General features: G+C 38.7%; 19 protein-coding genes and 3 pseudogenes. 2 read left to right on the plus strand and 20 right to left on the minus strand.

Annotated features, from left to right (window positions below):
- Positions 1 to 283 precede the first annotated feature (283 nt).
- The gene (locus tag AB5706_RS16555) at positions 284 to 1,621 is read right to left on the minus strand and encodes an ATP-binding protein (protein ID WP_148463479.1); all 1,338 of its coding nucleotides are present in this window, start codon (positions 1,619 to 1,621) and stop codon (positions 284 to 286) included.
- Between the two features lie 224 nt (positions 1,622 to 1,845).
- Entirely contained in the window at positions 1,846 to 1,941 is a 96-nt protein-coding gene (locus tag AB5706_RS16560; RefSeq protein WP_472515490.1) for a DUF6783 domain-containing protein, read from the minus strand.
- Here AB5706_RS16560 and AB5706_RS23205 point away from each other — a divergent pair.
- Positions 1,906 to 2,028 (plus strand): annotated as a pseudogene (locus AB5706_RS23205) (hypothetical protein); the annotation flags it as partial. The gene AB5706_RS16560 and the pseudogene AB5706_RS23205 overlap by 36 nt on opposite strands.
- A gap of 612 nt (positions 2,029 to 2,640) precedes the next feature.
- Here the strand turns inward: AB5706_RS23205 and AB5706_RS16570 are convergent.
- Entirely contained in the window at positions 2,641 to 3,720 is a 1,080-nt protein-coding gene (locus tag AB5706_RS16570; RefSeq protein WP_173773453.1) for a glycosyltransferase family 2 protein, read from the minus strand.
- Between the two features lie 195 nt (positions 3,721 to 3,915).
- Between AB5706_RS16570 and AB5706_RS16575 the strand changes: the two genes are divergently transcribed.
- On the plus strand, positions 3,916 to 5,346 hold the full coding sequence (locus AB5706_RS16575; protein ID WP_173773454.1) for a hypothetical protein: 1,431 nt from the start codon (positions 3,916 to 3,918) through the stop codon (positions 5,344 to 5,346).
- An 87-nt stretch (positions 5,347 to 5,433) separates the two neighbouring features.
- Here the strand turns inward: AB5706_RS16575 and AB5706_RS16580 are convergent, their stop codons facing one another.
- The 17 genes and pseudogenes from AB5706_RS16580 to AB5706_RS16655 all read right to left on the minus strand — a co-directional run bounded on the left by AB5706_RS16580 (position 5,434) and on the right by AB5706_RS16655 (position 19,275).
- Positions 5,434 to 7,023, minus strand: a complete 1,590-nt coding sequence (locus AB5706_RS16580; protein ID WP_173773455.1) for an AAA family ATPase — start codon at positions 7,021 to 7,023, stop codon at positions 5,434 to 5,436.
- A 157-nt stretch (positions 7,024 to 7,180) separates the two neighbouring features.
- Positions 7,181 to 7,249: pseudogene (locus tag AB5706_RS23210) on the minus strand (hypothetical protein); the annotation flags it as partial.
- Between the two features lie 210 nt (positions 7,250 to 7,459).
- Positions 7,460 to 8,869 carry an AbiH family protein gene (locus AB5706_RS16585; protein ID WP_173773456.1) on the minus strand — a complete coding sequence of 470 codons (1,410 nt, stop codon included), beginning with the start codon at positions 8,867 to 8,869 and terminating at the stop codon, positions 7,460 to 7,462.
- A 274-nt stretch (positions 8,870 to 9,143) separates the two neighbouring features.
- A complete protein-coding gene (locus AB5706_RS16590; protein WP_173773457.1) occupies positions 9,144 to 9,314 on the minus strand; it encodes a hypothetical protein in 171 nt (56 codons plus the stop codon).
- Between the two features lie 13 nt (positions 9,315 to 9,327).
- Positions 9,328 to 9,711: an SMU1112c/YaeR family gloxylase I-like metalloprotein gene (gloA2, locus tag AB5706_RS16595; protein ID WP_173773458.1), complete on the minus strand. Its 384-nt coding sequence runs from the start codon at positions 9,709 to 9,711 to the stop codon at positions 9,328 to 9,330.
- Between the two features lie 113 nt (positions 9,712 to 9,824).
- Positions 9,825 to 10,217, minus strand: coding sequence for a pyridoxamine 5'-phosphate oxidase family protein (locus AB5706_RS16600; protein WP_173773459.1), 393 nt, complete (start codon positions 10,215 to 10,217; stop codon positions 9,825 to 9,827).
- Between the two features lie 36 nt (positions 10,218 to 10,253).
- Positions 10,254 to 10,583, minus strand: coding sequence for a hypothetical protein (locus AB5706_RS16605; protein WP_173773493.1), 330 nt, complete (start codon positions 10,581 to 10,583; stop codon positions 10,254 to 10,256).
- 159 nt (positions 10,584 to 10,742) lie between these two features.
- Positions 10,743 to 11,639: a hypothetical protein gene (locus AB5706_RS16610; protein WP_173773460.1), complete on the minus strand. Its 897-nt coding sequence runs from the start codon at positions 11,637 to 11,639 to the stop codon at positions 10,743 to 10,745.
- Positions 11,640 to 11,996: 357 nt separating this feature from the next.
- Positions 11,997 to 12,269 (minus strand): annotated as a pseudogene (locus tag AB5706_RS16615) (transposase domain-containing protein); the annotation flags it as partial.
- A gap of 344 nt (positions 12,270 to 12,613) precedes the next feature.
- Positions 12,614 to 13,588: a hypothetical protein gene (locus tag AB5706_RS16620; RefSeq protein WP_173773461.1), complete on the minus strand. Its 975-nt coding sequence runs from the start codon at positions 13,586 to 13,588 to the stop codon at positions 12,614 to 12,616.
- 19 nt (positions 13,589 to 13,607) lie between these two features.
- Positions 13,608 to 13,754 carry a hypothetical protein gene (locus AB5706_RS16625; protein ID WP_173773462.1) on the minus strand — a complete coding sequence of 49 codons (147 nt, stop codon included), beginning with the start codon at positions 13,752 to 13,754 and terminating at the stop codon, positions 13,608 to 13,610.
- Between the two features lie 183 nt (positions 13,755 to 13,937).
- Positions 13,938 to 14,777: a TIR domain-containing protein gene (locus tag AB5706_RS16630; RefSeq protein ID WP_173773463.1), complete on the minus strand. Its 840-nt coding sequence runs from the start codon at positions 14,775 to 14,777 to the stop codon at positions 13,938 to 13,940.
- A 98-nt stretch (positions 14,778 to 14,875) separates the two neighbouring features.
- The gene (locus AB5706_RS16635; protein ID WP_330602888.1) at positions 14,876 to 15,691 is read right to left on the minus strand and encodes a hypothetical protein; all 816 of its coding nucleotides are present in this window, start codon (positions 15,689 to 15,691) and stop codon (positions 14,876 to 14,878) included.
- Between the two features lie 178 nt (positions 15,692 to 15,869).
- A complete protein-coding gene (locus AB5706_RS16640; RefSeq protein WP_173773464.1) occupies positions 15,870 to 16,601 on the minus strand; it encodes a hypothetical protein in 732 nt (243 codons plus the stop codon).
- 19 nt (positions 16,602 to 16,620) lie between these two features.
- Positions 16,621 to 17,103, minus strand: a complete 483-nt coding sequence (locus AB5706_RS16645) for a hypothetical protein (RefSeq protein WP_173773465.1) — start codon at positions 17,101 to 17,103, stop codon at positions 16,621 to 16,623.
- 531 nt (positions 17,104 to 17,634) lie between these two features.
- The gene (locus AB5706_RS16650) at positions 17,635 to 18,795 is read right to left on the minus strand and encodes a transposase (RefSeq protein WP_302435598.1); all 1,161 of its coding nucleotides are present in this window, start codon (positions 18,793 to 18,795) and stop codon (positions 17,635 to 17,637) included.
- Between the two features lie 42 nt (positions 18,796 to 18,837).
- A complete protein-coding gene (locus AB5706_RS16655) occupies positions 18,838 to 19,275 on the minus strand; it encodes a transposase family protein (protein WP_233456043.1) in 438 nt (145 codons plus the stop codon).
- Between the last annotated feature and the right edge of the window lie 100 nt (positions 19,276 to 19,375).

Here is a 19,375-nt window from a genome sequence, read left to right on the forward strand (position 1 = left end):
TATACCAATGGCTCTGGGCGTGTGCCGGCTGGGCGGGAATTATGAGAACGGCTATTAATAAAACAATTGTGTATAAAAGTTTTTTCATGTATTTATTTTCCCTAAAAACACATTGTAACTGAAAAGTACGATTAACCAGATTCACAACTTTTCCCCCTTCGCACATGCTCCTATATAAAAATAGATTTCACAGTATTACTATTTCCTGTTTTTACAATGATACCATGAAAGCTTTAGAGTCTCAATAATTTTGTGGGCAGCAATATTGCCAGCGTCTCAAGGGTTATGGTTCACTCCCCAATGCCAATCCGATCAGTCTATCCGCCTGATCTGCCATGAATAACGGAATATTCAACACATCATTGTCCAGTTTCAGATTATCCAGTGAGAAACGGATGCGTAGCTTGACCTTATCAGGGAACAGTTCCTTGAACTTCTTCATACTCTTGCTGGTTGTGTTTGCTTCGGATTTGACCTCCACGGGAAAGATGTCGTTCTCCCGCTGAATGAGGAAATCCACTTCGTAAGGTGGGTTGTTCTGGCTCCAATAACGAGGCATGACTTCAAACTGAGTAATTAAAGTCTGCAACACAAAGTTTTCGGTTAATGCGCCTTTGAATTCAGTAAAAAGACGGTTGCCTTCGCCAAAAGCAGTGGGGGCCAACTGTGCCAGACGGCGAAGCAATCCCACATCCACCAGATAAATTTTGAAAGCCGACAAGTCATCGTAAGCTGCAATCGGCAGGCCAGGAGCTGAGCTGCGATAAATTTTATGCACTAAACGGGCATCCACCAGCCATTGTAAGGCATTCTCGTACTCACGGGCTCGTGCACCTTCCTTGACCACTTTATAGATAAACTTCTTGTTCTCTCTTGCCAGTTGAGACGGAATGGATTTCCAGATCATTGAGATTTTCGGGAACTCGCTGAGATTAGGATGTTTGGCAAAATCACGCTCATAGGCTCCGAGGATTCCGGATAATGCTTCCTGCATAGCAGAAACATCCCGTGCCTCCGTCCACATCAATACCGACTCCGGCATACCACCGGTGACATAGTACATTTTCAGCTTCTCATACAGCGGATTAAAGAAGGCGTCAGGGATGGGTTCAAGGGTGTCCACCTGTTCCAGATACTGTGCCAGGTTTTCATCACCATTGGCAAGCAGGAATTCATTAAAGGTCATCGGGTCAATCTGCATAAAGTTGACCTTACCGACCGGAAAAGAAGAGGGTTTCGCCAGAGCAATACCTAACAGAGAACCGGCGCAGGCAACGTGATACTGCGGTGCGTTCTCGCAAAAATACTTCATAGAGTTAATGACCTTAGGGCAGTCCTGCACCTCATCAAAGATGATAAGGGTTTTTTCAGGCACAATTTTTTGACCGCTTGCCAGCATAAGGTTTTGTAGAATCCGGTCCACATCCTTGGTTGTTTCAAAAAATTGCTTATATTCTTCATTTTCGTCGAAGTTAAAGTAAGCTGTATTTTCATAATAACGTCTGCCGAACTCTTTCAGAATCCAAGTCTTTCCTACCTGACGTACGCCCTTCAATATTAAAGGCTTGCGGTAGGGAGAATTCTTCCAAGCCAGCAACTTTTTTAAGATAAATCGTTCCATAGAATCACCTGTCACATTTTTATTGGAGTTTTATGCTTGATAATCACATTTTTATTAGAGTTTTGTGCTTAATAATCACACTTTTATTATATGCGAAATTCATGAAATTACAACCGAAAACACAAAATTATTTAATTTTAATGCTTAGCAATCACACTTTTATATGAGAAAGGACTGGAAATGGATTGCTCCATTTCCAGCCCTTGCCCTCATTGCGGTATATTTCACCCGAATTCGGTTGCCGTAGCCGCTACTGCGCCCTCATCTGGACGAAATCTCCCACAAATTGTGACGCACATCTTGCAGAAAGCCTTTTTCAAACATGCGCTAGAATTGCAGAATTCCGGCAGCGCGAAGATTTGCCAGAAGTGTATTTAGCTGTGTCACAGCATCCTCTGTACCAGTAGCATCTGCCACTGCCGCTGCCGGAGTTGGCGCTGGGCCAGTAGGACCAATCGGGCCGTCTGCTCCGACAGGACCGGTTGGGCCTGTCGCTCCGGCTGGACCGGTTGGGCCTGTTGCTCCGGCTGGACCGGTTGGGCCTGTTGCTCCGGCTGGACCGGTTGGACCTGCTTCTCCAGCGGGACCGGCTGGACCTGTCGCTCCGGCGGGACCGGTTGGGCCTGTCGCTCCAGCGGGGCCGGCTTCTCCGGCGGGACCCATAACTCCTGGCATGCCAGGCTCTCCTTGCGGACCCATAGGACCTGCAGGGCCTACTGCTCCCTGGCATCCTCTTGGTCCCATAGGACCAGTCACACCGGGACACCCTCTTGGGCCAACAGGTCCCATGGGACCTGTTGCACCACGAGGCCCTGTGGCTCCCTGTCCCGGACAACCGCAATCGCAGCCACAGCGATTATTGTTTCCAAAACAGGATGTACAGGTAATATCACCGGAAGCTTCCTTTTCAGAAGAATTTTTCTGATTATGACGATCAAAAAACATACACATTCTCCCATAACAGCTTAGATATTCACTATCAATATATGAAATACTAACAATACAGGTGAATTTCCCCTTCACTCCATCCCCCAAACATCCCTGAAATACTTCTCGTTCCCAATAACCGCCTGATGCAGCGGCTTCAATACTCTTGCCTTTTTATGAAATTCAAACGCCTCCCTGTGTCTTCCTGCTTTATCCAGACATACACACATCTGTATCGCCGGTATAAAATCATGACTGTCTGCAATATAAAAACCGCCGTTTTTCTTTTTCCGTGGCGCAAGAAGAGCCTGCTGGTACCAGTATGCTGCCGTCACGTACTCCCTTTTTTCCATAAACAATCTTCCTATCTCACAACAGATCTCCGCTCTCGGAACATCCATCGTAAAGCTGTAAAAAAGTATATCAAAAGCAGCCGCATTCTCTCCCATTGCCTGATAACAGCAGGAAAGAACCAGACAGCTGTTCAGTTTATTCTCTATCCAGCCATCTGGTTCTTCCAGAAATTTTTTTAAAATTAAAATTGCATACTCATATTGCTTATGATAAAAAAGCTCCCGCCCATAATAAAAGAAATGTCTCGGTTCCATTTTTTCACCGGAATCAATCATCTGCTCATATATATGCAGATTGCGAAAAGACTCTCCAGCCTTTATTTTCCGATGCTCAATCACCACATCCGAATATAAAATATTCCCCGCAGTAACAACCGTTTCGTGGACGCGCCCCTGCCATCTGAAATTCCGGGAAGTCTTCATAATACGCTCTCTGTAATAAGAAAACGTGACATGCTCCCATTCATCAAATCCCACTGCATAATCCATCATAACCACATCCGTATCTGAATCCATGCTCTCTTTCAGCCTGAGCAGCTTCTCCTGATTTTCCGGCGTAATGACGTCATCTGCATCCAGCCACATCCAATAATCCGTATCTGCTTTTTCCGTAATAAAATTGCGGGCAGCAGAGAAATCATCTTTCCACAAAAAATCATAAACCTCATCGGTAAACTCCCTGGCAATCTCCTTCGTTTTATCCACCGATCCGGTATCGCAAATATAGATTTTGTCCACAAGCTTGCTCATCGGCGTGAGGATTCTGCGAAGTACCGCCTCCTCATTTTTTACGATCATACACAGGCCAATTGATATCATGCCAAATATCCTTTTTTCAATAGCCTATGCAGGACAAATTACTTTTATTCCCATTTGCCGCTTCCGGATATCCGCATTTTTTCCAGCAATAACGCTTTCCTTACGGATTACCTGTCATTTGTGTCAGTGACAAAGTCTCCAAAATCTGGGAAAATAAAAATACAAAACATTCCACATAGAAAAGAGGTGCTGAATATGAGAAAAAAATTATGGAAAATACTACCTCTTGTGACCGGACTTGTGCTTCTGACTGCCAGTAGCGCTCTCATCGTTCATGGAGAAAGTGACAACACCATTGACGTAACCCTGTTCAAGCTTAACCTTCCGGATGACTGGAGCTATGATCCGAATGATATCAGCGATTACGAATACACCTGCTCTGTCAGCGTATTCGAAGGTGCAGACAAGGATAGCTCACAAAATGATTTCACCATTAAAGCAAATGAAGAATCAAGCTACTCTTTCCGCAAATATCTGCAGACCTCCGATATCGATCTTCATGACTATGCAGACGGCACTATTGAAAAAACAACCATTGGTGATGTGGATTATATACGAACCACAGACAATTTTGACAGAATTTACTACATTTATCGTCACGAGCCATCCGGTGTGACCTACAAAGTTATCATTTCCGGAGAAGAAAATGATTCTGTCAGAAATGTTTTTAACAATCTGGAACTGAAATTAGAGGACACTGGCAATGTGGAATCACCTTACCCCTGGGATGGAACTCCATTCACACCGGCTCCGCAGAGTATAGCTGTTGGAGATTATACCGTCACTCCGGAGTATATTCCATTTAGTGTTTCCCAGAACGGATTTGAGATCATGCGTCACCAGTTTGCAATATCCGGAGACCGGATGTATCATCAGCTGAATAATACTCTGGAAACTTATGAATATACTGGAAGCACCCTGAATCTTCTTTCTTCTGATACAATGGACGAGCAGGGAATGGATCTTTTTACAGACACGGACGGAAAACTTTATATTTCCCGTAACGGTGGAAAAGGAATCGTTATGAAAGACGGGCAGACCATATTGGAAACCGGCACAAGCGGTTACCTGTCTGTACACCCATCCGGTGCCTGGGGCATTACCAGCTACCTTGGCTATGACACGGAAAAAGTAACCTTCCAGGACGGAAGCGTGCTTACAGAGCCCTGGATCTTAACCTCTATGAATGATGACGAGGCACGAACCGGTATTTTTAAATTTGTCAGCCTGGTTGAGATCAGCAATGATCATATTATGGTATACGGACGTCTTGCAGGAGATGACACCCCATCGAAAATAGCAGTTTATGATCTGGATGGCAACCAGCAGCTGCTTCTTGGCGGTGACCAGCACGAGGATCCTGCTTATTTCGGAAGTCTCACGGGAATAGCTGAGACAGCAAATGGCTATATTGCAGCAGATGGAAATATGCGAGAATTCTACTTCTGGTCAAAGGACGGAACTCTCCTTGCCGAAGTAGACTGCTACGATATGTTTGGAACCAGATACCCCTGGATTGAAGATATGAAAGTTGCAGAGGATGGTTCTGTGATGGTTCTTATGACACAGGACCGTGACGACGACTCTGCAAGCGAATTAATGGTATTCCGACTTACAGGTTTCTGATACATTCCCCTCACGAAAGGGCAGGTTGTGGAGAACATCCACACCTGCCCTTTTAAATTTGTTTCATTCGGCACTGTTCTGGCAAAATCAATCTTTTTCGTACTTCTCAATCAAGCACTGGTGTTCCTTACTTTTCTTATCATAATTGATTCCAACAAGAAGAATATCGCCTGTGTAATTCAGTATCGAAGAAGGATACTTTTTTGTCTTAATTTGTGTTAATGCGGTCTGCGCATTCTGGTTCCACTTCAATTCCACAAGCAATGCCGGATAATCATTTTTGTACTCTGGCTTTGGAATAAATACAAAGTCAGCAAATCCCCGTCCTGTAGGAAATTCACGGATTGGCTTAAAATAGTATTGCATTGCGCTTAAGTAGGCAATTGTAAGCACACTACTCAAGGAATTTTCATTATTATACTGAATTACTGACACATGCTCGTTATGGATTTTTTCAATCTCTTCTGCAACCGCCACGCCATCCATATCCAATGTAGCATCCAGCAGATTTTCCGAATTCAGCTGCAATATCAGCATTTCATTCCACTTTTTACTCTCAACAGCAGTCGTCAGCTCCTGCCGTATCTCCTCATTTGGTACAAAAGCAGTCTTCCTGTTCTCATTATAACCAAGGTATCCTAAATGGATCATATAAGTCAATACATCATCTTTACTTTTAATATCTTCCGTATCATTTTGAAAAGCTGCCACATTCACCTTGACTTCGGCTCCGGAAAGCATCTCAATAACAGCTGTTTTCAGCCCATCATAGTTCATGTTAATCAAAGGCACAATCACATCATAGGATGCTGTTTCTGACCAGTAACTCCTGAATTCCCCCCTTAGCATTACGCTGACAACGGCTCTGGGATTATAAACCTGGTAATCCTTCAGAAGATAGCCATCGTACCATCGCTTCACTTCAGCAAAGTCCTGCTGATATTTTTCTGACAGCTTTTTCACTTCAGCTTCTGTAAAACCAATATACGGAGCCAGATTGCTTGCGCTCAGCATTGTAAACTCATCAAAATTATTTAATGCCGACTGAGTTTTTTCCTTTTTAATTGGAAGAATGCCAGTAAGATATGCAAGTTGAATATATTTTGTTGGTTCTGTTCCTTTGAACATCGCCCTGAGAAAATTAATATACTCTTCCTGTACCCTTTTATTAACGTCCTTGTCACGAATAAGGACATCCCATTCATCAATGATGACAATAAATTTTTTTCCAGTTGCACCATTAATACGAGACAACACTTCTGGCAAAGATTCCGTCTTCTCTTTCAATACACCTGGATAGTATTCCGCAAGCTCTGCAATCGTCTTTTCCGAAATATAAGAAACCACCCTTTCAGGTCCACCAGCTGGCTCTATACACCATTGGATATCAAGATGTATTACATCATACTGATTCAAGTGCTTCTTAAAATCTGCACTTTTACCAATTTCCAATCCGGCAAACATTTCTTCTGAATTACAGCCTCTGCTGTAATAAGCTGTAAGCATATTCGCTGTAATAGATTTCCCAAACCTTCTGGGACGGCTATTGCAAATATAGGCCTGCAATGTATTCAAAACTTTATTCGTATACTTAATAAGTCCGCTTTTATCAACATATATCTCGGAATTCAATGCTACCTGAAAAGCCAAATTATCTGGATTCACTAATATTCCCATCACACACACTCCCTATACAAAAAAGCTTCCACAGTATCACTATTTTCTACCAATAATGATATCATGAAAACTTTTTGGTCTCAATAATTTTATGTGTGTTTATGAATTCTTACATTGGTATTATTCGCACAAGCTGTGGTGCAAGCTTTACCTATATTTATCTCATCTTTTGAACCAGTTTTTCAAATTCCGTTTCATTCTCTATAAACGTATATGTAGCATACTCCCCATATCACATCACTGTACCCCCTTCAAGATTTTGCTAATTTATTCCGCACGGTATTTCACATGATTCCAATCCATGCCAAACCCTGGTCTATGGATGAGGGTCTCTTACAAGGGTCTAAAACTCTTGCTCTGCATCCGTCATCCACTGCTTTTCCAGTTGACATATCAGCGATTCGTAACTATGGTAAGCGTACCAGACCCCAATAAGTCACTTTTTGAATGTTTCAATACACTGTGCTATATCCGGATGCAGTGTATAATTCTCACATCCATAACTTTGCATTACCGTATCAATCCGTTTGCGATCTTCTTCACTATAATATGAAATATGCCATTCTGTGCCGGAATTATCATAGGGTATCTTAGGGTCATGTTCCAAAAATGCCTCCACTGGCGTGAGCATTCCCAAATGCATCCTTTTATTCAACATACGCAAATATTCCCGCCGTATCTTTTGATTGCGTTCCTCCTGTTCTTCCCGAAAACGCCGCCTTACACCAGCTGCTTCCAACCGTAGCTGTACATCTCTTTCCACATGCTGATAAGGATCCTCCACATACGGTTTTATCATCTCATCCAAACGTTCATACTCTGGAAAACTGATCGGCTTCTTTTGCATCACACGTTCCCTGTGGCTGACAGCATACTGCATATTGATATGCATAATACCATCATAGTCCAGACTATCCAGATATGCCTTTTCCTCTTGTTCCAAATACGTTTCCGGGTCCTCTGAAATCCCCTGTGTTTCGTATATCAAATGCTTTATATAACCCAGGTCAGCATCTCCAAAGCCCAACCCCAGTACAAAAATTTTTTTGATATTCTCAATTCGAACACCATGCAACCCGCAAAATATTTGCAGTTTCATATAGTTATCCTCTATATGTTTATCTGTATTATACAGAAATTCTTCTATATAATACAGCCCTTCCATTCGCGGTTTGTTTTTGAACATTCTCAACGATTCGTATGGATACTCCGGATGTGTCGCATGCCCTACAATAATAGACTCTTTCTCATTTGCCATGCCATGAATATGAAATTCATTCACCGCCTTCACACCAAACCGTTTTAACAATGTATCTGTATAATTGAAATTAACAAACAATACATTATCACCAAATGCATACTTCGAAATTTCTTCACTAATGTGAATCGTTCCTACCCAGTCCCGGAACATTTCCTTCAATATTTTCTGTGCATTTTCTGCACATCTTTTAATATTTTTTACTCCGTCTCTTCCAAAAAAATAATTGATCTGCTGATCGTCTATTTTATCCATAGACGTCTCAAAATTCCACCAGAATGTATGATCCAATTTCTGTGGTTTAAACGGATCTCCGTAAAACAGTTCTACATCTGAATAAGTAATTGTATTGCCTTCTGAATCAATTGCAATGGTTCCATCATCATTGTATTTTGTATATTTTTTTAAATGAAAACGCTCCAACACCTCCTCCAAATGCGCCTCATAATATCTTTCAAATGATCTGTAGCTTGTATCTAAATTCTGCCAAATATCAAATCCATTTCCAATCAATATCAAAGTATCAACTGGTGTTCTTTGTTCTGCCGGCACATATTTTGATTCAAATAAATTTTTATCAAATAACATTCTACTATTTTTCCTCAGCCCAAAAATTTGTTTAAGAGAACTTTTTTCGAAAGTTCACAATGTGGTTATTCTCTAAACTCTTTAATCCCGTTAAACAGATCAGGATTTTTTTCTAATAAAAATTGTTTCAACGGATATATATTAACCATTTAACCATACTCTCCATCAACTTCCATATCTACCACATAAAACCATTCCATTATCCTTTTGTTCTTCGCTCGTAAATTTCATCCACTCATGGATAACATTTTTTATAACCGCTCCATTTACATCCTTACGGATACAGTTGTCCTGTATCAATGCTGTTCTGTATCATCTCACCAGATGGGTGGATTCCCTTCTTCCAATGTGGAAATGACAGATCATTCTGCTCCTGGTCAATCAAGTTCCAGTACAGGGATCTGATTTTGTAAAAATCCTCTTTTTCTGCCTTACGGAATATCATTTTGTCCACCTCTTTACTCATGGAGTTCCAGCGGCAGTCCATCCGGGTCGTGGAAGAATGTCATCTTCTTACCGGTATAATCATCCACACGGATTGACTCACATTCAATCCCAACTTCTGCCAGCTCCCTCACCGTCTGCTCTACGCTGTCTACGCAGAACGCAAGATGACGCAGCCCACAGGCTTCTGGACGGTTCACACGCTTCGGTGGATTTTCTTCAGCGAAAATCTCCAGCTCTGTGTGTTCATTGACACAAAGATCCAGCTTCCAGTCCTTACGCTCTGGGCGATAGTTTTCTCTTATAACAGAGAACCCCAGTTTGTTTACATAAAAATCCTTAGCGGCTTCATAGTCAGATACGATGATTGCAATATGATGTATTTTTGATAAATTCACTGTTGTCACGCTCCATTTCTTTTATTTTCGTTATAAACTATATGTCGGTATTCAAAATATGCCGTGTGTGTTTCGGACTCAGCTCGGAGCCCGAAACACACACGGCAACATTATCAAAACTTGATTACTTTCGGCTCATGGGTAAACGAACTGATGGTAGCCACACCATTCTTGAAGTAGAACACCTCAGTATTGCCATCATCTGCAGCATACATTTTCTTCAAACTCGGATAGGCATCCAGCATAGATTCTCTCGCTTCTACACGATCATCTTCTACCAACTCGCCCGCAACGCGAATCCACTCGCCGCCTTTGAATGCACACAACTCTGCTTTCGGGTTTGCGTGCAGCTGCTTGGAAACATCCTTCTTCTTACCAGTCTGGATGTACAGCTTGCCTTCAAAAATATGCGCTGTGCCAAACGGGCGCACTCTCGGCTGGTCGCCCTCGACCGTTGCCAGGTAATATGTTTCAGCTTCTTTTAAGAATTTCTCTACTTCTTCCATTTTTGTCGTTCTCCTTTTCTTAGTTTTTGATATGTTTTATTTCAGTTTTTTCAAAATTTCTTCTGCGCTCATCCCACTGGCCAGCAGCTTCTTAACCACACTCTCTGCTTCCGCTTTCTTCGCCTCTTCGGCGGCTTTCTGCTCAGCAGCAGATTTCTTCGCCTCCAGCTTAACAACTTCCTTTTCTGCTTTCTTCAGAGCCACCTTTTTCTCCTTCAGATCAGCTTTCAAGGTGTCAATATTGGCAATAATTGCTGCAATTTCGGTGGTTAAAGAGGTGATAGTATACTGCTTTTCTGCAATCTGAGATGCGTAATCGTTAGAAATTTTCGTTTTATTCTTGCTTCCTTTTGTCCTAGGTGTCATGCAAGCAGAACCCGCAGAAAATCGGGATTTTTTCAATTTTTTATTCTCTTAATTTTGTTTAGGTGGAACTTTTTCTGGAAGTTCACATCAATATTTTTTTATTCCTCATCAGCCCTAAAATTTGTTTAGGGGAGATTTTTTCAGAAGTTCACAATATAATTATTGATATTGAACATTTATGTACCAATAAACCTTTTCTCCCTTTCCAATTTCCGGCTCGTCATATTCTTCAATGACCTCATCAATGGTAAGCAACCCGTAATGCATTGCTGTTTCAACCTGTGCCCATAGTTCATTGAATTTTCCTTCCCATTTTCCGGGACTACAACATTCAATAATTTCTTTTGCAACAGAAAAGGCAGAATCATCTCCACTTGATAATTGAACATCATCTGAAATATCAGCAATATTTCTCAATACATTTGACGACAATAATGCATCTTTGTAAGAGAACGATGTTAACGTGGGTTTTGTAAATTCAAAATCTTTATATTCTTCTAACGGTTCGCCCCAGAATGGTAGCAAACTATACTCTTGCAGTATTCTATAAAACACAATCATAAAATTGTATAACTGTGTAAACTCGGTTTCCGTCAAGAATGTCCACTTATCTATAAAGAAATGCGTCTCATTGTTGCGTAAGTCCCTTAATACCCTCAATGCATCACTTACAACGGCTTGATCTTGTGGATGTTCTGCATAGTATGTATTGAACAAAGTTTTTGTCTTTCTTATGATAAAATTATAATCTTCAGAATGACATATTTCCAAATCCACCGATGACAAACTCGAAAAGAACAAATTTAAATCTGTCGCAGCTTTATACTTAGTCCATAACGCGCTATCTGGATCTTTTCGTGCTGAAATTTTTTTACACACACTATGATCTCCAATATCAAGCATAAGTTGTTTTATAAATAACTCTGTTGCATTGTGGAGTGACGCCACAAAGTTCTTTCTGTACTTTAAAGTAGCCATTCCCTTCATGATGTCGTTTGCGTATAAAATTGCAGAATTCCATGATTCAAGTGCATTGTCAATCAAAATCTGCTTCATTTCACGTTTCTCCTCTCATTTTGATAAACATTTATTTAGGTTATAGTTTATCACTTCTTATCTGACCATAAAATTGTTACCTACCGCTCACTCCGAAAAGGGATGTGATTATTCGAGCAGCGTAGGGAACTCCTGTTCCTAGTATATCATAAATCTGCAAATATGTGAACTTTCAGAAATTTTCCGCCTAAAACTCGCACCACAATCACGGCTGTGGTGCATTCCCTGTCTATTCCTTTGTTTCTTCCACATTCAGGAATTTCAGTATCTCCTCATAAGACCGTCCACTCTTTACAATTGCTGACAGGATTTCATCCGTAAGCGCTTAATTTTTAGGTATGATAGAAAAATCCCCGACTACTTTTCAGTAGCCGGAGCACCTTGACAATTTACATATGATTGATTTGATTCGTTTGCACGACGTTCGATCTCAGCTTTGACTGTTTCGTTCCATGGCGCCAGAAGTTCTAATTCATCATCACTCATCCTATCATCAGACAGTTTTTCCAGCAGATAGGTAAGATAGTGATAGACGTTTACTCCATTAGCTTTTGCCATTTCTACCATTGTGTACACAATAGCGCTGGCCTAGGCTCCGTTTGGTGTGTCACAGAACAGCCAGTTTTTACGATTATGTGCTTAAAAGCATAACCGTAATTATGTGCCGAACTTAGTTATGTGCTCTTAACATATTTCAAGAAAAATGTCATAGTTACCTTACACGGGTCTGCCCCCAATGCTCATTTTGAGGCGCTTACCGACGTTGTAACGTCGCCCCATTATAAAAAAGGTAATCAAGCTTTGAAATGTCTCTCGGATCCTAGACAAATCTTTAAAGAAAATCCCAGAAACAGAACAAATCCTCAATAACTTTGATTGTAGGCATTATAGCAGAGATACTGCTATTTTGCACTACGCCATGTTATGAGGCACTTACACTCTTTCTTCGCTTTATCCCATTTACCAAATAGTTTTTACTTAAATACTTCACATGTAGCAATATCCCATAATAGCTGAAACATAATAGCGACAAGACCAATATTTAAATAATCAAATGATTCCCCAAGACCATGCATAATACAATTTCGGATATTAAGGCTTCCAAAAATATTCTCCATAATTTCCATGTACTCTGGTAAAATTTCCTCTTTTGCAAAATCAGTTTTAATCAATGATCCCAATGTTCTGGTCAGTTTTCTTTTATTTTTTCGTCCTACACCAGTCAGGATCATCTCATTTTCTGCTGATTTTTCTAATGCTTCAGTTCTTACGAAAAGGTCATACATTTTTCCCATTACATAACTTTCCTTTGCATTAAACTGGAAGCTGGATTTATAATTAAGAAACGCTTCAATATACTCTTTTTCACAAGCATCAAAAACTATTTTAGTATCACTTTTTTCTTGTATTCTACATAAACCTTTGTCTAACAGCTTATTTTGCAAACTTATCACTAGTCCTCTCTCAATCAAAGACGGTAGAACAAAGCTTGCTGTCACTGCATGAGGCTTTTTATTAACAATAGCATCTATATAGTCTTCCATTGCTCTTCGGTAAATTTCATTATAATCTATCGCTAAGTTTTCCAATTGAATTTCAGGAAGTGTTCCATTTCTCTCATAAATTAATGTATGATACTTCTTATAAACGCTTCCCAAATATTTAGCTGTATCTTGCAATAAAATTTTTCTTTTTATAAAATTGCTTTTCTCTTCTTCATTATCAAAATGTCCAACGGGTTCCGGGAATTCAGCATTACTCACATCAAAGGCATAAATATCACAAAAATCTTTTAGAACAGATAACTTTGCTTTATGAAGTTCATCCACACTTTTAGCATGAGTCAAACGATTCAGCATTTCTTCCGCATACGCTACAAGCTGATCCGGATTATCAAGATAAATTGACAAATCTGAACGTCTTTTAAAAATTTTATGATATAACTTCATAAGAACATCTTCCTCTCATTTATCCCCGCCCCCAATGCTGCATTCCCTGAAAATAGATCATCAGCCGGTTGTCTGGCGTATTTGTTCTGTTCTGTGAATAAGAAATGTTCGCAGAATGAAGAACTTCGCCAAATGTTGTAACAGTCTCCTGATTTGCTCTTGCCATAGCAGTTTCTCCTAATATATGATGATTTACAATATATCAGGAATATCGAGGCAAGTCACTACGCCATGTTTTGAGGCGCTTACACTTTATTTTTAATGCCGAATTATTTATAGGATTCAAAGTACTCTTTCTCACAATCTCTATAAATAATTCGGCCTCTTGTCATTACAAATAATTCAAAAACTACATAAATAGATTAAAATTGATTTTATATCCAGCACTTTTCATTTCTTTCGCCAACGCTATTTTCCAACCATCATTTTTATCCAATGGAACATAAACAATACCCGAAATATCATTTGGTACTTCAATATTATCTCTCACTAATGCGCATACATTCTTTCTGCCCAATTTAGCAATTAAATATCCATGCTCAAAAACAACGTTTTGGCGTGCCCTGTCCATTTTTTCCTTTTCTCTTTCCTTCGCATAACCAATATCACAAGGTGTATATAAAACAATACCAAATCCTACGTCAGAATATTTTTCAATTTTTTCTATAATAGTCAATCCATCATTAGCCTGCTCATGTAAAATTATTGGTTCAAGATTTAATTTTTCTATAAATCGAGCAACTTCAAGCTTGGCCTCTACATCATGTCCATGAACAATAAAAACTTTCCGCTTATCAAAATGATCTCTCTGTTTTATTTCTTTTATTTCTGAATTTGTACATAAGCTCTTTGCTTCTGTAAATAATTTTACAGTTACATCAGTTGTATATTTATCATACTCTAATATATCTTCGGGACTCACATACATCAAAAGCCCCTCAGGCATTTGAGAATTTTCTAAATCAGCTAATTCTCTTACAGACCTTTCTGTAGTAACAATTTTTAAACGAATAACCTTTTCTTTTTTTATGCTATACCCATCAATAATAAATTCTTCTTCACTCATATATGGAACTAAAATGTCTTTTATAATTTCATCTTTATTGGTTTTGTCAATTTCATAAATTTTTTTCTCTCGTTTGGATTTTCCTAATCCATCAACTGTTTCAACTAAAATTTGATAATACATGTAGTTCCCCCTTATCTCTTTTCTGCAGCATTTTGCAAAAGAAGTTCTTTTAATCATTAAATAACTCGGCAAATATTTCTTATATCAACTAAGGGAATCTATTTTTTTACCTGCAAATCCTCAAAAAGATCTTTTAGATATACTTTCTTTTCCAGCATTTCTCTAAAACTTCCTTTCACAGCCTCAACATCTTCCTTATAAGTCATCCCATACCAACTATCATTGGTTCTCAGAACTTTCACACTGATCTTCCCCTGCCCCAGCAGTTCCCCAATAAAAGACGGGATCAGATACTCTGCCTTCATTGGATTCTCTGGTACCTCCTTCTCAAAGAATTCCTCAAATCCCTTTTCCAGAGTCTCCACAAAATCAGGTGTCAATCCCCACATATTCATGGAAACCAAAGATTCTATATCTAACTTCACGCCATCTGTTTCTGCCCCATCCGCAGTTTTCATAATGTTATGAGTTTCCACAACCTCAGTAAGATTGTTTTCCTCATCCATTTTACAAATTCCACGAGTCACACCGCCATTGTCGGAAAGAGTGTTCTTCAGAACAAAACCAGCCATACAGGAAGTTCCACCATTCACCAGATATTCGTGAACTTTTTTGAAACCTTCTTTGCCGTAATAGTCATCTGCATTAATGACGACAAATGGTGTATCCAAAAGTTCCTTCGCAGCTAATACCGCCTGTCCAGTTCCCCAGGGCTTGGTACGACCTTCCGGAAAATCTCCCGGAATATTATGTATGTCCTGGAAAGCATAGGAAACGCTCACACTATGTTCTGCACAGATTGAGGCAATTCTGTCACCTATGATTTTCTTAAATTCCCCTTCGATATCCTTGCGGATAATAAATACTACTTTGTTAAAACCAGCTTCGATTGCATCATGGATAGAATAGTCCATAATGATCTGTCCCTGTGAATCAACTGGTTCTAATTATTTGATTCCTCCGCCGAAACGGGAACCGATGCCGGCGACCATAATTAAAAGTGTTGTTTGCATGATATGTTCCTTTTCCCTTTAGATTCACTTTTTAGTATTCTGGATCTAATTGACAATATCTTTACCTTAATTGTTTTTATTACTCAATTTTTACCATATCATCAATTTCCGGGATTAATTTTACAGTTAATTTCTTAAAAGCTCTATATGCTTTTAAGTTTTTATTCCACAAGTTGTAATAATTATCATTGACATCAATATCTCTTATTAATTCAAAGTTGTCCGCAATGATAGCATTACAATTGTCCAAAATTGAAAAAACGTTTATTAATCTCGTTACCGATATATTTCTTTCCTCATATAGTTTATTTTTATTGCCTGAAAATACTTTTTCAATCACATTAGAAATCCTAGACAAATTATAAATAGCTTTATTTATATAAAAACAAGTTTCTAAAAAATAAAACTTTTCAACCTCCGATACATCGTTATGTAAAATTCCTCTAATTTTTTGAGTATATGATTCTGCCATAAGAACATAGTAGCAAATATCATTGTCAAATAAATTAATCATATCATCAGTGTTTGGAATATCTTTTCCAGTTCTATGATTTGCTTTATACCTTTTGATGTATTTATAAGCCAGCCAGACCAACGGAATAACAGCAATTATACATGTAAACGTATTTATCCAGACTATATAACACTGAGGAATAAGAGTATTATCTGCACCAATAGATATTACGCTTAATGCAATTTCAATAGTAGCCGTTAATCGAAGTTGATGATCATCACGCGTATTTTTTACAATTTCCTCAATATTTTTCTTCTGTGAAAACGCCTGCCAATCTATTGCATCATATTGTTTCATTCCAATCACCTTTACTTTTCTAGCTCAATACAACCCTATCCCATTTTTCATACTCATACAAAAATCTTTTTATGTAAAATCTATCACGCTCATATTTATCATCATTTATGGAAAAATATAACGCAGCGATTTGATCAGGACACAAAATTTCTGATAACAATTCACCGTTATCCTCTTTCATTAATTCTAAAATTAACAACTCGGCTTGGCAACAAAACTCACTTTTAAGCAAAAGCTTCATTATTTGACGATAGCTTCTATCGAATGACCGCTTTTTAAAGTTCCATTCTTTACTTTTACTGTTTCTTATATTTTTCGGATAAACCATTTTGTTGATAGAAGTTCTTGAAGCCCCCCTCACTTTTTTTGCAATAATTCTTTTTCCCTCTTTATAGGGATTTCTACCACTTCTTCCAAAATGCTCTCCGATAAATTTTATGCATTCACGCATTGCATAATTGTACTTTTCTGATGGATATGATATTTTCACATATGCAGACATGTGACTTCCTCCCCTTTGTAAATTTCTATCAATGCAATATATTCTTTTCGCCACTCAAACTACGTTTCTATTGAATGGTGCATCTGTTTGTGCCTAACGCCCAGTTTCTTTTCTCCAGAAAGTCTTCCACCAAACTCAAAAGTTTATTCTAGGAAAGAATGAATTTCTTCTCCTTTACAATCTCGTAGAATCCAGTCATTTCACATGGTCCCGTTTCTTCGCGGAGCTCAGCATCTTATCTGCGGAACAATTTCACTGGTTGATGCAAGGGGTTGCCATTGATTTTGTCATCCACATATTCCAGCTGGCACTTCTGTCTAATACTGATATTTTTGTGCTGAAAACAAACAGGAAACTTTTTCCTGCTCGCCTCCATGAACTGATTCATGACAGTAAGGTCATACATGTCGATGAGTCACTAGTAAAAGTTATGCTTTTTGTTTTATTTATATTTTATCACCCCATCTAATACAACTATCATTGCATTCGTGATTATTCCGGTGCTCTCTGGTTCTTCCGCAATTATCCGTATCATTCAACTTTTGCATACATTAACTTTGCTGCTAAAAGTGCTTTGTTGCATCTCCCATACATAGTGCGTTTTACCATTCGCATTTTTAATTTACTATTTGTCCCCTCGACAAAACCATTTGAAAGTTCACTGGCAACAGAATTTTCCACAGCTTCTATATCCTTTTCTAATCCATTTGCAAACCGAGATATCTCTTTTAAATCAGAGTTTTTGTACCGTTCTATAAACAAATACAATAAAGGCATACTTTTCTTTTCATATACTTCACGGAATTCTCGAACACAACGCATCAATTCTCTGAGTTTAGGATATTTCTGTAAAATATATGCCTTATGATTTGCACTAAGTTCCACTCCCATCCAAAAATAACGGAATATGCCGTTTCGTGAAAGGTGGTCATATTTTTGTAATGCCTTTTTGTTTTGAATTGCTTCAGGTGAAGAACTTTTGTAAATTGCAACATCAATTTGGAATCGTTCTATGATCTTATTCATATAGTCATATGCTGCAGATTGGCCGCCTTTATATCCTTTTTCAATAACATTGCGATATACATCTTTTCGACTGATGCCAGAAGTTAAAGTTTTGATTACATAATCATAAAACTCATCCATTCTGCTACGAAAATCTTTTTTACAAAGTGCTTCATATTCTCCATTGAGATATTTTGTCACGGTGTTTTTGCTGCAATGTAACACTTTAGAAATTTGGCGTTTACTGTATCCGGCAGAATTATATTCCCTTATCTCAGTGTACAGTTGTACCCTTTTTTGATTATATTCGCTAAGGTTATCCACACTGCATGGCATTTTTTTACTATCGCTTTCAACTAATGATTCTGCAATGCTGTTAGAATCAGATGGGATTCTGATATCAACGGGCAATACAGAATTTGTAGTATTTTTTATGGTCTCTAATAAATTTTGATGAAGATGAAATCTGTCAGCAATCTGCATAGCATCAGGCAATATTTCCTTTATGGCTGCTGAATAAGCACTTGCCCGGTCTCGAGTTACCGTTTTTACATGTTTATTTTTACTTAACCATTCTTTTAATGTTTTACCATCACGTCCATCGAAAATTGTCACTGGTTTATGCGTTGTCTCATCTACAATAATTGTCCCATAAGTATGCCGTTTCTTAAATGCAAAATCATCCACTCCAATGATGCTTCCACATGGAACCTCCGGTTGTTCTACATATCATTTGGTTAACAATCGGATAATGCTGTCACCACTGATTTTCATATTTATAGAACGACAGATACGAGCACTACCTTCACAGCTTGTTTCCAATGCCAAAGTGCATATAAAATCTTCACAACGCTCTGTCATACAGCTGTAATAATTCAAAAATCCATTCACATTCTCAGCAAAAGTTGTAACATTACAGGAAGAATTGTCGCACTGATATTCGTAAGCATTTGCAATTAAATACGTTGTTCTACCCAAAATCGGAAGATCTTGAAGTTTTCTTTTATAAGTACCATATTTATGTTCTGAAACCATTCCACACTTAGGGCATATACAATTTTTCGAATGCAAAGAAACATGGATATAAATTTCTTTTTCGTTTTGAGTTACTTCTTTGATGCCTATTTCTTCCGGGTAAAATTTTTGTAAATCAAGGGTATCTTTCATTTGTTTCAATTCCTTCCATAATAACAAAATTCCTAAAACAATTCTATCATTTTAGCACTTTTGTTTCAATTACATTTACGGATAATTGAGGAAGAACCCT

It is taken from the genome of Ruminococcus sp. RTP21484sp1_RTP21277st1_D2_RTP21277_210401, assembly GCF_040924225.1.
GTDB classification, from domain to species: Bacteria; Bacillota; Clostridia; order Lachnospirales; family Lachnospiraceae; genus Blautia_A; species Blautia_A faecis.